This is a genomic window from Micromonospora sp. NPDC050695, assembly GCF_040654415.1.
GTDB lineage: Bacteria > Actinomycetota > Actinomycetes > Mycobacteriales > Micromonosporaceae > Micromonospora.
This window is the reverse complement of record NZ_JBFAHZ010000003.1, coordinates 235,511-246,738: the sequence shown is the minus strand read 5'-3', so window position 1 is coordinate 246,738 and position 11,228 is coordinate 235,511. Positions and strand designations below refer to the sequence as shown.

13 protein-coding genes and 1 pseudogene are annotated in these 11,228 nt (G+C 67.8%); 5 read left to right on the top strand and 9 right to left on the bottom strand.

Annotation, left to right across the window (positions count from 1 at the left end; genetic code table 11):
- Positions 1-511 (bottom strand): hypothetical protein (locus tag AB0H52_RS03945; protein WP_357945087.1); only part of this gene is annotated, 511 nt, incomplete at its 3' end.
- A 224-nt stretch (positions 512-735) separates the two neighbouring features.
- On the opposite strand from AB0H52_RS03945, the gene AB0H52_RS03940 reads away from it, so the two are divergent.
- Both AB0H52_RS03940 and AB0H52_RS03935 read left to right on the top strand, forming a co-directional pair.
- Positions 736-885, top strand: a complete 150-nt coding sequence (locus tag AB0H52_RS03940) for a hypothetical protein (protein ID WP_192580309.1) — start codon at positions 736-738, stop codon at positions 883-885.
- Between the two features lie 264 nt (positions 886-1,149).
- Positions 1,150-1,931: pseudogene (locus AB0H52_RS03935) on the top strand (transposase family protein).
- A gap of 253 nt (positions 1,932-2,184) precedes the next feature.
- On the opposite strand, the gene AB0H52_RS03930 reads toward AB0H52_RS03935, so the two are convergent.
- From AB0H52_RS03930 to AB0H52_RS03895, 8 genes are all read right to left on the bottom strand, one after another.
- Positions 2,185-3,522, bottom strand: a complete 1,338-nt coding sequence (locus AB0H52_RS03930) for an ATP-binding protein (RefSeq protein WP_151490546.1) — start codon at positions 3,520-3,522, stop codon at positions 2,185-2,187.
- A gap of 359 nt (positions 3,523-3,881) precedes the next feature.
- On the bottom strand, positions 3,882-5,279 hold the full coding sequence (locus AB0H52_RS03925) for a stress response protein (protein WP_151490547.1): 1,398 nt from the start codon (positions 5,277-5,279) through the stop codon (positions 3,882-3,884).
- A gap of 270 nt (positions 5,280-5,549) precedes the next feature.
- On the bottom strand, positions 5,550-5,813 hold the full coding sequence (locus AB0H52_RS03920; RefSeq protein WP_151490548.1) for a hypothetical protein: 264 nt from the start codon (positions 5,811-5,813) through the stop codon (positions 5,550-5,552).
- 94 nt (positions 5,814-5,907) lie between these two features.
- Complete coding sequence (locus AB0H52_RS03915; protein WP_357945082.1) at positions 5,908-6,339, bottom strand: hypothetical protein; 432 nt, start codon at positions 6,337-6,339, stop codon at positions 5,908-5,910.
- On the bottom strand, positions 6,287-6,964 hold the full coding sequence (locus tag AB0H52_RS03910) for a hypothetical protein (RefSeq protein WP_357945079.1): 678 nt from the start codon (positions 6,962-6,964) through the stop codon (positions 6,287-6,289). Before AB0H52_RS03910 ends, AB0H52_RS03915 begins: the two co-directional genes overlap by 53 nt.
- 28 nt (positions 6,965-6,992) lie before the next feature.
- Positions 6,993-7,253, bottom strand: coding sequence for a hypothetical protein (locus AB0H52_RS03905; protein WP_151490550.1), 261 nt, complete (start codon positions 7,251-7,253; stop codon positions 6,993-6,995).
- 87 nt (positions 7,254-7,340) lie between these two features.
- Positions 7,341-7,535 carry a DUF397 domain-containing protein gene (locus AB0H52_RS03900; protein WP_357945076.1) on the bottom strand — a complete coding sequence of 65 codons (195 nt, stop codon included), beginning with the start codon at positions 7,533-7,535 and terminating at the stop codon, positions 7,341-7,343.
- Positions 7,528-8,409 (bottom strand): helix-turn-helix transcriptional regulator, encoded by an 882-nt coding sequence (locus AB0H52_RS03895; RefSeq protein ID WP_357945073.1) that lies wholly within the window; start codon positions 8,407-8,409, stop codon positions 7,528-7,530. Before AB0H52_RS03895 ends, AB0H52_RS03900 begins: the two co-directional genes overlap by 8 nt.
- A gap of 206 nt (positions 8,410-8,615) precedes the next feature.
- Between AB0H52_RS03895 and AB0H52_RS03890 the strand changes: the two genes are divergently transcribed.
- The 3 genes from AB0H52_RS03890 to AB0H52_RS03880 are packed head-to-tail and all read left to right on the top strand — an operon-like array spanning position 8,616 to position 11,202.
- The gene (locus tag AB0H52_RS03890) at positions 8,616-8,909 is read left to right on the top strand and encodes a DivIVA domain-containing protein (protein WP_225854566.1); all 294 of its coding nucleotides are present in this window, start codon (positions 8,616-8,618) and stop codon (positions 8,907-8,909) included.
- Positions 8,906-9,157, top strand: coding sequence for a hypothetical protein (locus tag AB0H52_RS03885; protein WP_151490554.1), 252 nt, complete (start codon positions 8,906-8,908; stop codon positions 9,155-9,157). The genes AB0H52_RS03890 and AB0H52_RS03885 overlap by 4 nt, the downstream gene beginning before the upstream one ends.
- Positions 9,154-11,202 (top strand): hypothetical protein, encoded by a 2,049-nt coding sequence (locus tag AB0H52_RS03880; RefSeq protein WP_357945070.1) that lies wholly within the window; start codon positions 9,154-9,156, stop codon positions 11,200-11,202. Before AB0H52_RS03885 ends, AB0H52_RS03880 begins: the two co-directional genes overlap by 4 nt.
- The last annotated feature ends 26 nt before the right edge of the window (positions 11,203-11,228 follow it).

The following is an 11,228-nucleotide window of genomic DNA, read 5'->3' as shown; positions in this document are numbered from 1 at the left end:
GCACCACAGAAGAAGACGGCACCACAGAAGAAGACGGAGCGTAAGCCGAATACCCCGCCCCCCCGTAACCCGCCGACATCGACGCAGCAGACGGCACCGCAGAAGAAGACGGCACCACAGAAGAAGACGGCACCACAGAAGAAGACGGCACCACAGAAGAAGACGGAGCGTAAGCCGAATACCCCGCCCCCCCGTAACCCGCCGACATCGACGCAGCAGACGGCACCACAGAAAAAGACGGCGCACTTCGAGGGGCCGGCCGTAGATGGGCGGGCACCGGCAATTGCAGCGTCTCTACAATATATTGCTTAGTTTCATCTGGCAGACCGGAAAAGATCTCTTGATTCTCAAGCCCAGCCATCGTATCGCGAAATACCCCAAATTCGATTCCGGGTTCTTTTCTGAATATCCAAACCGACATCTGGTCGGGCCTGGGGGTATTCTTATGATAGTTGACATATCTGTGGATGAGCCCGGGGAGCCGGGATCTCTCCATTTCCGATGCGGGCATACTTTTCTCCTCCTAGTGCGGTTGAGGCCCGTCCCTGGTGTTCAATCTCGTAGCGCCCGCGAGGGAATCCTTCTCGAACCGGCCACTTGGGGGTACTCCGACGACTGCCAGGGGGAACGGGGTTCATTGATACAACGTGGATTTACCCCGCGAAGGTTCACCGCCAGGGAAGGTCACAGAAGAGCCTGCTCGCGAGCACCCCTGCCCATCCCCGCGAGCAGGGCATGAAGGACTCGGCCCATGAGGTCGTCCCGGACGCGTTGCACTGCCAGCGCGAGCACGTCGCCTACCTCGCGCAACTCGGCGCGTACTGGATCCTCACCGTCAAGCGCAACCAGCCACACCTGCACGCCCAACTCGCCGCCCCGCCCTGACGAGCCGTCCCGGACGTCGACCGCGGCAGCGACCAGGGCCACGGCCGTCGGGAAATCCGCAGCCCTGAAGATCCTGTCAATCTCCACCGGCATCGACTGCCCCCACACCGCGCAAGCCATCTAGTACCAACGCCGTTCAGTGAGCCATTTTCATCGTGAGGGTGCAGGTCACGGGCGGTACGGGAGGCCGGTGTCCATGTAGGACGAGGCTCCCGGTAAGACAGCAGTCGACCAAGATCAGATGCCCCAACCGGGAGCCTCGCTGTGCTGTCTTACCCTGCCGCGATTCCGTTGTCCACCCGCAGCCTGAACCACCTCGCCGCCCTCATCCGAACCCGCCGCCAGCAGCGACGGTCCCGGTGGCGACGCCTCGACCCCGGTCGGCAAGCCCTGCTCGCTTTGGCCCACCTGCGCAACGGCGACACCCTGACCCGCCTGGCCGCCGGATTCGAGATCGGCGTCACGACGGCCTGGGTTATGTCCGCGAGGCCATCGACCTGCTCGCCGCGACCGCCGACAACCTGGCCACGGCCATGACCAGGATCCGGCTGCTCGCCTACGCAATCCTCGACGGCACCCTGATCCCGATCGACCGGGTCGCCGACCAGAAGCCGTACTACTCCGGGAAGCACAAGCGCCACGGCGTGAACGTGCAGGTCATCGCCGACGCGGCCGGGCGTCTCGTCTGGGCATCGGCCGCGCTGCCCGGCTCGACGCACGACCTGACCGCCGCCCGCACCCACGGGATCATCGACGCCCTGACCAGCGCCCACGTGATGACCTTCGCGGACAAGGGCTATCAAGGCGCCCACGGCAGCGTGCGCACCCCGTTCAAGCGGCGCCGCTTCCGACCGAAGCTGTCACGCCGGCAGAAGACGGTCAACCGGGCCCACGCGAAGATCCGCGCCCGAGGCGAACGCGCGATCGCCGCACTCAAGACCTGGAGAATCCTGGTCAAGCTGCGCTGCTGCCCACGCCGAGCAACCGCGATCGTGCAGGCCATCCTCGTCCTGCACCACGTCGAAGCCGACCGCTACGCAGGATGAAAATGGCTCACTGTCGTCACGCCGGCGGGCCGCGCCTCGCACCGCGTCGATGGGTGACCCTCTCTCCACCGCTACGACGAGGCGGTGCTCAAGCCACGGCTCCCGCCGGAGCCCTTCGAGGTAGACCCGTTCAGTCGCTGCACCGTTGGTGACTGCGAGGATGGTCTGCCGCTGCTCCCTGGTGGAGTCTCTGCGACGAAGGTCGGTCACGCGGCTTGTGTCGCCCCTCGCTCGGCCCTTGCGCTGCTGCTGGTCAGTCTGTCGCTTCGCCATCCACCGGTCCTCGTGCCGCGAGTGCCTGCTCGAACAGATACGTCGAGAGGTCCGGAATCGCGCCGTAGTTGCCGTTGAGGTATCGCCGTTGGCGGTTCTCGCCCTCCTTACGCGGTTTGAAGTCTGTCAACGGGTACAGGGTGGATGCTCCGTCGGCGGCCTTCTCCGTGAACCAGATTTCGTCACGGTGCAGGATCTCCTCGGTGTCGATGGTGCCAAGCAGAGCCGCGTCGTGGCTGGTGAAGATGAGCTGACTGTGCCGGGGGTTCGACGCGGTGGACTGAAACAGGCCGATGAGCTTCGCGGTGAGCAGTGGATGCAGGCTGGCATCTATCTCGTCCACACACATGGTGCCGCCTTGGCTGAGGACATCGGCGGCTTCGATGGCGAGCCCGAGTAGGTGTTGGGTCCCTGTCGACTCTTCGTCCAACTCGAATTGGACCTCGCCCGCCGGCCCCTGGTGGGCGAACTTCAACCGCTTCCGTTCCCGGCTCGCCCTGCCGTGTGCGCGCTCGTTTCGCAGCATCCTTCGCTCGTTGCCAGGTTCTGGTCCCAAGTCCGAAGGCCGGAAGAGCGTGGGTTGCTCCTCGGTCACCGTGCTGGTCACCTCGACGACGTCGACGATCCCTACGTCGGCCGCCCGCAACAACTCGACCAAGGTACGCCGGCTGGCGTCGCTCTGCGGCCAGCCGGATCGATAGCTGCCGCCCACCTGGGGTTGGCTCCGCGTGGACATGCGTTGGAACCACCGGTAGACAGCGCGCAGTGGCTCGCTCCCCGGCTCGTCCGGTGCCGCTTGTCGGTGATCGAAGCGGGCGATGGTGCTGACGAAGAGTGCGGTGGAAGCGGTGACCTCAGCGATCCGCTCCAGCAGTACGCGTTGGTTCGAGTCTTCGCCCCAGGCGAAAGTGTCGCCGTTGCGCTCGAAGACCCGCCGCCTTCTCTTCAGCGGATAGTGGTAGAGCCACTCGTTGACGACGCCGTCGTTGTCGAGGGCGAAGCCGTACGTGTGCCGCACCCCGTTCAGGCTGAGGTCGACGACGTAGTGGGACGGGGCGTCGAGCGATTCAGCCGTCATCCGGTACGGCTCGCGAGCCACGCCAAGCCCTGGCTCGACCTCCCGATCAGAAAAGATCACGAAGCGGCGCATGAACGCCAGAGCGTCCAGGCAGTTGGACTTACCAGAGGCGTTGGCACCGAAGATGCCGGCCACTCGGACCGCCGGCCCTGGGTCACCATCGCGGTAGGCCGGCGTGAGGTTGAGTTGTTGCTCGTCCCGGAAGGACCGGTGGTTGGCAAAGCGGAAACTCAACAACATGGCTGTGCCCTCTGATTTCCTGGCCTTGCGGCCGTTCCCCGCGAGTAAACCACGCGGAACGGCCTGAGAGGCAGGCGCCGTGCGGGATTGCGCCCTGGTATCAGGTTGAAGATTTCTTCAAGTGATCGCTGGCGTCACCACCCCCATCGCTGACTACCGCGGTGGCGCTCCGGCGGGCGCCGGCACCGGCTGATGTGGCGGCTGGTCGGGGGTCTGGCGGCATCGATCCCGATCGGCGTGGCCATCAACCTCGTCACCGGCTAGGCGGGCACCGGGGCGAAGACCGCAGTGAGCGTGATACCTCACAGTCATCTTGATGGCTCTGAGGTATCACGCGCAGCGCTCATCGGGGTTTCGGATCACTCCTCCAACTGGCCGCCAACTGCGGAGCTGCTGTCCCTCGCCGTCGGCGTATCGAACTCCGGGCTGTCCTGGGACGAGATGGCGGTGGAGACGAGGCTGGCCGCGACCGGCTGCACGGGCGCGACGTCTTCGGGCGTACGCAGGCGCGGCGGCGCCGGCATCCACGGCTTCAGGTTCTGGATTATCTTCTCGTAGAAGTCGTCGATCGCCTGTAATACCGAATCGATGAAGGCCCCCCGTCCGCTGCCACGCTTCGTTCCCGCCGCCGTGCTCTGGGCGACCCGGAACGCCCGCAGCTCGCGGGCAGGGTCGATGATCAGCGTCGTAGGCTCGGTGCGGACCTGGCGCAGGAGGTCGGTCGCGCCACCACCTCGGGCATGCATGACGAACGCCTCGATACGAATCGTCTCCGGCGCGTCCTTCAGTTGGCGAATCAACCAGTTCACCCTCGTGGTCGGTCTGCCGGTGCGTGGGGCGTCCACATCGACATGGCAGACGATCTGCCCGGCCCGCAGATCGGCCGTGACGTGGAGAGGGCCGACCGCGCCTGGAATCCTGATGCTGCCGGTCAGCGTGCCGGTAGTGGAGAGCTGGTTGACCAGCGCCTGGCTACGTGCGGCCGGATCGCTCAGATCGCGGCGGCTCAGCGCAGGGGTGACATCAGTGCCCAACTGTCTGCCGAGACGCAGGCAGGCGTACCGGATCAGGGCGTCGAAGCGCCCGACCGCGTCCGCCGCTCCGCTGTCGCTCGCCCGCAGTGTTCCGGCTGACACTCCGTCGCGCACCTGCACCCAGGCCGGCCCCATGTCGCTGAACTCCAACGCGCCTGAGCGGGGATGCTCGAGATACCTGATCAGCTCGCCCAGGATCCACGCCTGGTCCGGATCAGCGACGCCGCGGTATTCCTTCTGGATCACCGCCTGGGTCAGGATCTCCGTCCAGGGCAGGTGGTACAGGGCGACCTTGCGCAATTTCCGGCGATCGATCGCGGTCGGATGTTGACCCGGGACGGGGGCGATCTCATTGGAGATCGTGATAAGGGCATCGAAGCCCTGCTCCCGGGCAATGTCCAGGTATGCCTCCAACTGCTCGGTCTTCAGCGCGTTGCTGCCGGTCTTTACCTCCACCAGCGCGGTCCACTGCCGCTGTCCTCGTGTGACACGGATGAGACCGTCGGGAAAGAGCTGCTGGTTTCCGAGCTTGAACGGGACTTCGATGAAGGTCTGCACCGATCCGGCCGGTGCGCCGAGGGACTGGGTCAGGACACGCCCGAACTCTCGGACCGCGCTCATGACTGCCAGCAGGGCGGAGGTCGCTCGACGCTCTTGTTCCTCCGCTCCGTTGATACCCGACGTAGGGATCAAGCGGGCAGCGAGCCAGGTCTCCTCAGACATGCAAGTAACTCCTCGTGAAGGCGGTGGTACGAGAAGTTACTCGCGAGCCGGGTCTGAAAGCGGCGCAACTGTTGGGGCGTACGAACGGAAAGAGTTGCCCGGTTGGATGTCAGGTGATCCGCCCGGCCTATTCCGCTTGCCGCTCGGAGGCGTTGGCGTCAGCGGTTTGGTCCCTGTCAGCGACTGTGTCCGGTAGCTGACTGCGATGCATCCCCGAGTGCTACCGACGGCTCTCAGTCGAGTCGCGCACTTCATTTGGACTGATGCGCCTCAGCCGAGGACGCTGATGTAGCGGCGTGCGGCCTCCGAGCTGCCCTGCACGAGTGCCATGGCTTCGGCGAGGCGCTGCTTGCTCTGTTCGCCGCGTGCGATGGCTTCGGCGATCGCCGGGTGGCCGGTGCCAGCGGAGATGGCGCGTAGCCGGGCCAGCATCTGTTCGGTGTTGTCGGCGGCGGCCCGGATCTGGTTAATCGTGGAGTTGCCCTGCTCCGCGGCCTGCATCAACGCCGCCTTGACTTCCTCGATGCTGGCCATGCCGCCCTCCGTCTGATGATCGCGCTAACGATTTCACGTTTGCGTGGTCGGACGGACACTATCGGAGATGAAGGTGGCACGCAGCCCTCGCTGGTTACATGTACTCGGCGGCCGTGCGCTCCACGTCGGCGATGAACTCTTCAAGCTGCGTCTCGGTGGGATCGCGGTCCTGAAGCAGCTTGCCGAGGAACACGATCTGCATCTGAAGGGCGGTCTCGGGGCTGAGATTGTCGATTAGCCCGACCTCGCCGAGGGCTGCGCGGACGAGGCCTTCCATCTCCAGGGTGGGCAGCGACTCCGCGCCCGGAAACTGCGTGCGCGTCTCGGCCACGAAGCGAGCGACGTCGGTGGGGGAGCGGGCAGCGCCGAAGCGGTCGTTGACCGCGATGGCGAACGCTGCGCCGATCATCTGGTTCCCGCCGCGCCATCCGGAGGCCTCCAGCCCGTCCAAGAGTTGGTCCACAGTGCCCCAGTCACGCCGTGCCATCGCGCGAATCAGGTCGCTGAACTCGGTCCGTACGCTCACGATCTCGTAACCTCGCTATTCCCTTGCGGATTGATTGAACGGAGCGGTGGACGGCGATGCTCGCCACCAACCCCACCACGACGAGGTGTCCCGCCGCATCCGGTGCTTCGTTGAGGAGACGCTGCCCTACCGTAGGGCCGACCGTCGGGGTTGTGGTCCCGGCTTGCTGCGCCCCTGATGGACCCTGCGGGCCCCGAATGATCGTGAACGCTTCCCTGGCCGCCGCCACCGACTTCTGGGTGTTCTCCTGGACGTCCTCAACCTTCCTGGTCATCGTACTCAGGAAGGAAGCGGCGTTCCTCCGCGCGGAATCGCGCTCGACGGCCTCGGTGAGTAGATCCTCACCGGACGGCGTGGCCGAGTCGGATGGTTGCGCGGTTGGGGCAGAGCCGGGAGCGACCGCATTGGAATAGGCACCGACGCGATCGGCCGCCTCGCTGATCAGGCGGGCGAGTTCGCCGGCGTTCTCGCCAGCGGTCTTGCTTTCGGTCACAGCGCCGGTGAGTTCGGGATGCCTGCTGCCCTGCGCTGCCTGGGTGTAGTGCCCGTTGGCCTGTTCCGCGTCGGCCTGAGCGCGTCGCGCGACAACGGCGGCGCCGTGCAGGGTGTCGATGGCGCTTCTCATTGGGCGACAACTTCGCCGAGGCTTCCGCTCATCGGATGATCGCGAGGTAGGCGGCAGCATGGTCCTTGGCAACCTTGATTCGGCGAAGCACCAACTCGACCTCGTCGGCAGCCTCACGGAGGGCCTTCGGGGACTGCTTGGCCTCGCCGCGTTCGCTGTCGTGTAGGGCTGCGATTGCCAGCGCGGTCGCGTCGACGAGCTTGGCGTTGGCCTTCTCGATGCTCATCCGAGCGTTGTCGAGCGCTTGATCGCCCTTCCGGATCGTCACCTTAACATCGCCGATGGTCACCGCCGCACGTTAGCCGAACTCGGTCGTCGAGCGCAGCCCTCGCAGCGGGTGGGTGTCCCGGGAGACCCCGAGACACCCACCGAAGTCTCAGCGGGAAATGCGGGTCGAGCGCACGAAGCTTGCCCAGGCGGTGGGGGAGAAGGTGAGAGCCGGGCCGTGCGGGTCCTTGCTGTCGCGGACAGCGACGACGCCGGGCAGGTTGTCGGCGACCTCGACGCACTCACCTCCGTTGCTGCCACTGCGGGTGCTCTTGCGCCAGCGGGCGCCGGTCAGATCAGCCATGGTGGACCTCCCCGATGATCTTGTTGATTAGGTGCCTTGATTGTCCTTCATCAAGGGCGAGCTGATCCAGGCTTGACCAGACCTGCTCGTAGGCTGCGAACTCGTCCGGGCGATCAAGGTAGAGGGCGCCCGTCCAGGACTCGCAGTAGACCACCGAAGGCTCCGGAAGGGCCCGGTTGCCCAACGGGAAGTCGAGCATCACGAAGGATCCCGCCTCGACGCCACGGTGCAGGCCGGCAGTGAGCGGCAGGATTCGGATCGAGTTGGTCGCTGTGTCCCCCAACATCAGCAGGTGATTGAGCTGATCCGTCATTGTCTCGGGGCTGCCGACTGTCCGCAGGAGGGCAGCCTCGGAGAGGATCACGTCCAGCTTCGGAGGTGGAGGCAGGCGGCGTCTCAGCAGAGCTTGGCGTTGCAGGCGGACCTGTACCAGGCACTCGCGCTCTTCATCGCTCACCTCCGCTCGGTGTTGGTAGACGCCCAGTGCGTAACCCCGATGTTGTAGGAGACCCGGAACCATTGCTTCGTTGTAGAAGCGCAGATGGGAGGCGGCGGATTCGAGGCCGACGTACAGCTCGAACCATTCCGGGACGGCATCGCCGTACGCGTGCCACCAGCCCTTCGCTTTCGTCTCGCCGGCCAGGGAGATGAGCGCCCGGGTCAGCTCGCCCGTCGCCCCGTACAACTCGCACATGGCGCGGACGTCGACGCCGCGCACCGAGCCGAGCCCGCTCTCGATCCGCCACACCTTCTGGCGGCTGCACTCCAGCGCTTCGGCGACCGCGTCCAGGGTCGCTCCCGCCTCGGTGCGCAGGTCACGCAGCGCCCTGCCGAGCTGGCGTCGGGGCACCGTCGAGCCCATGTCGTCGGCCACCCGGCCCTCCTTCCTGTTGAGTTTTGCAACATCCCGACAGCCGCTCTGCAACAGCGGAATGTTGCCCACAAATAGCGGAACAGTGTGAGTCGACATTCATTGCGATGGTGCTTCCGACCTTACAAGATTGGTCCGACAGTGGCGTGTGCGCGCAATTCCCACGCCGGCTGATGTCGATCAAAAGCGAGGAAGGGTGGTGCTGCTTCGTGCGCGCGTTTCTCCGTCATCTCCGGGCCGAGCCACCCCGGCCGGTGTCCTATCGGGCGGCCAACTACGTACCCCTGAAGCCCTGGCAGATCCGCGGGCGCCGGTTCACCCGGCGTGGCCGGCGTGGCGTGGACGCCGTGGAGGTCGCCGAGTTCCTCGGCCAGGTCGCCGACGACCTGGCCGAGGTGTACGCGGCGCTGGGCAGCAGCCGGCGGGAGACCGAGCGGATCAAGGACGCGCTGAGGTGCTGGCAGTCACGGCGGGCCCGCGAAGACCTGGCGGCCCGCCGATGAGCGCCCGGTGGGTGGCGCACCTGCCGTTCACCGCCGCCGACCTGCCGGCCGCCCAGCACTTCGCCGGCACCCTGGCCCGCTCGCTGACCTTCCTCACCGAAGTGGACGCCGGTGAGACCACCGTGTCCGCCGAGGACGCCCAGGGCGTACGCCATCGGGTGTTCTGCGACCTGCCCCTCGACGGCGGTCGGCGGTGCGTGCGGAGGGTGGAACACGACGGTGACTGCACGGCCCGGCGGTGCCGGTGACCACCGCGCCCGTCGTCGTCTGCCCGGACTGCGACGGGATGACCTTCACGCTGGAACCGTGCCGGTGCACCACCTACGGCGACCGGTTCCTCGCCGACGCCGACGCCGACGCCGACGCCGACGCCGACGCCGACGTGCTCGGGCCGCGCCGGGAGGCGTACCGAAGCTGCGAGCAGTGTCGCGGCGCGGGCAGCGTCGCGTACCCCTGTCATCGCTGCGGTCGGCGCGGCCGGCGACGGGCGCAGCTCGTGGTCACCGTCGCCAACCTGGACACCGGCGCGGTCGCGTCCCACCAGGTCGTGCCCGGCGGCCTCGACCCCCACCGCGACCCGGCGGGTCGCTGGGTGGTCGACCTTTCGTCCCGGGTACGCGAACTCGCCGCCACCGTCGGCGCGGTCCTGGACGATGCCGACGTGCCTTCGCTGTGGCTGGACCGGCAGTGGCGGCCCGACCTGCCCGCAGCGCTGCGGCACGAGCTGGAGGCCCATGCCATCCTGCGGGCCGATCACGCCCCCTGGCGGCTGCTGCCGGGTCGATCCACCGCGCTGGCGACTGTCGACCCGGCCGCACGGCTGGCCCGGCTGTGCGCGCTGGCCGACCTGCTGCTGCTCGACCTCGTCGTCGAGGCCCGCCGGCAGGGCGCGGGATTCGGCTGGGCCATTCGGTACGAGGTGCCCGGCTCGCCGGTGCCACCCGGACCGCCCGGCTGGTGCCGGGACCTGCCGGAGGTGCTGGCCCGCACCGACGTGGCTGACGCGTTCACCGGTTTCGCCGAGCGCGGCCTGGCCGCCCCCGCCCGGCTGCTGCGCCCCGACTCGCCGCGCCCGCCCGTCGCCCCGGCCGTGGACGTCGACCAGCTGGAACGCCGCGTGCTCGCTGACTGCGTCGACGCGGCCCTTGGCGAGGAACTGCCCGGCGCGCAGGCCCTGTGGCGCGACGGCCGCTGGTGGCACACGACCCTGCGCGCCGGCGAGCCGGCGGAGATCCTCGCCGAGCAGCCCACCGGGCAGGTGGTTCGGCGGGTTCGGGTGCCGGTGAGTCGCGGCTACGAGCCACCCGATCCGTCCTGGTGGGGTGAACCCGTCGACTGGCGACCCTGCCCGGACTGCCGGCCCGGAAGCCGGCTGCGCACCTGCGACTGCCGGCTCGGTGGTCGTCCCGCCGACCACGACTGCCCGCACTGCTGCGGTGCCGGCCTGCGCCCGTCCGCACTGTCCTGCTTCACCTGCGGCGACACCCACCGCCTGCACCGGGCCGTGCTGGTCACCGTCACCGACCTACGGCACCGGGTGGTGCACCTGACCTGGCGGGCCGGCACATCCGAGGTCGCCCCGCTGGTCGCCACCCAACCGGGCGGCAAGCCCGTCGTCCAGCTTCCCGACCGCTACCGACTCGGCTCCTGGGCTGCCGTCCTCGGTGCGCGACCCGAAGACCTCGCCGACGCCGACGGTGGGCAGCAGATCGGCAAGGACCTCCGCGACGGGTACGTCACCCTGCACTGGGCCGGAGCTGACCCGGTGGGGCAGCAGGTGCGCGATGCCGGGCGAGGCACTGCCGCCGGCCGCCTGGTCGTGGTGGCGGTGCCTCCCGACGCGCCGCCGCTGGCCGAGTTGCTGCGGCTCGCCCTCGGCCTCGACCTGGCCCTCGTGGTGGCCGTGTGCGACCTGCGGCACCACGCCGCAGACCCCCTGCTGGCCGACGGATTGCGCTGGTCTGTCGAGGTGCAGCCCCGGGACGCGCCCGTCCGCCCCGACGACTTCCCCTACCGGCCGAGTCTGGCCGCCGCGCTCTCCTGGTGCGTCGAGTGCCTGACCGATGCCGTCGCTGGGGCCGCCCCAACCGACCCGACGGCGCCCATCCCGGTGCCTTGCTCGGGGCCTCGCGCCGTCGCCGATCCCGAGCCGGAACTGTCACGCCTGGCCGCCCGGCACGCCGGGCAGGTGGTCACCGTTCGCTTCACCCGCGCCGGCTGCACCGTGCACCGACACGACGACGACGGCGTACGCCTCCTCGCCGAAGCCCTCGACCTGCGCGACCTCGGCTGATCCGGAGTCGGCTGTCAGCCGGGAAC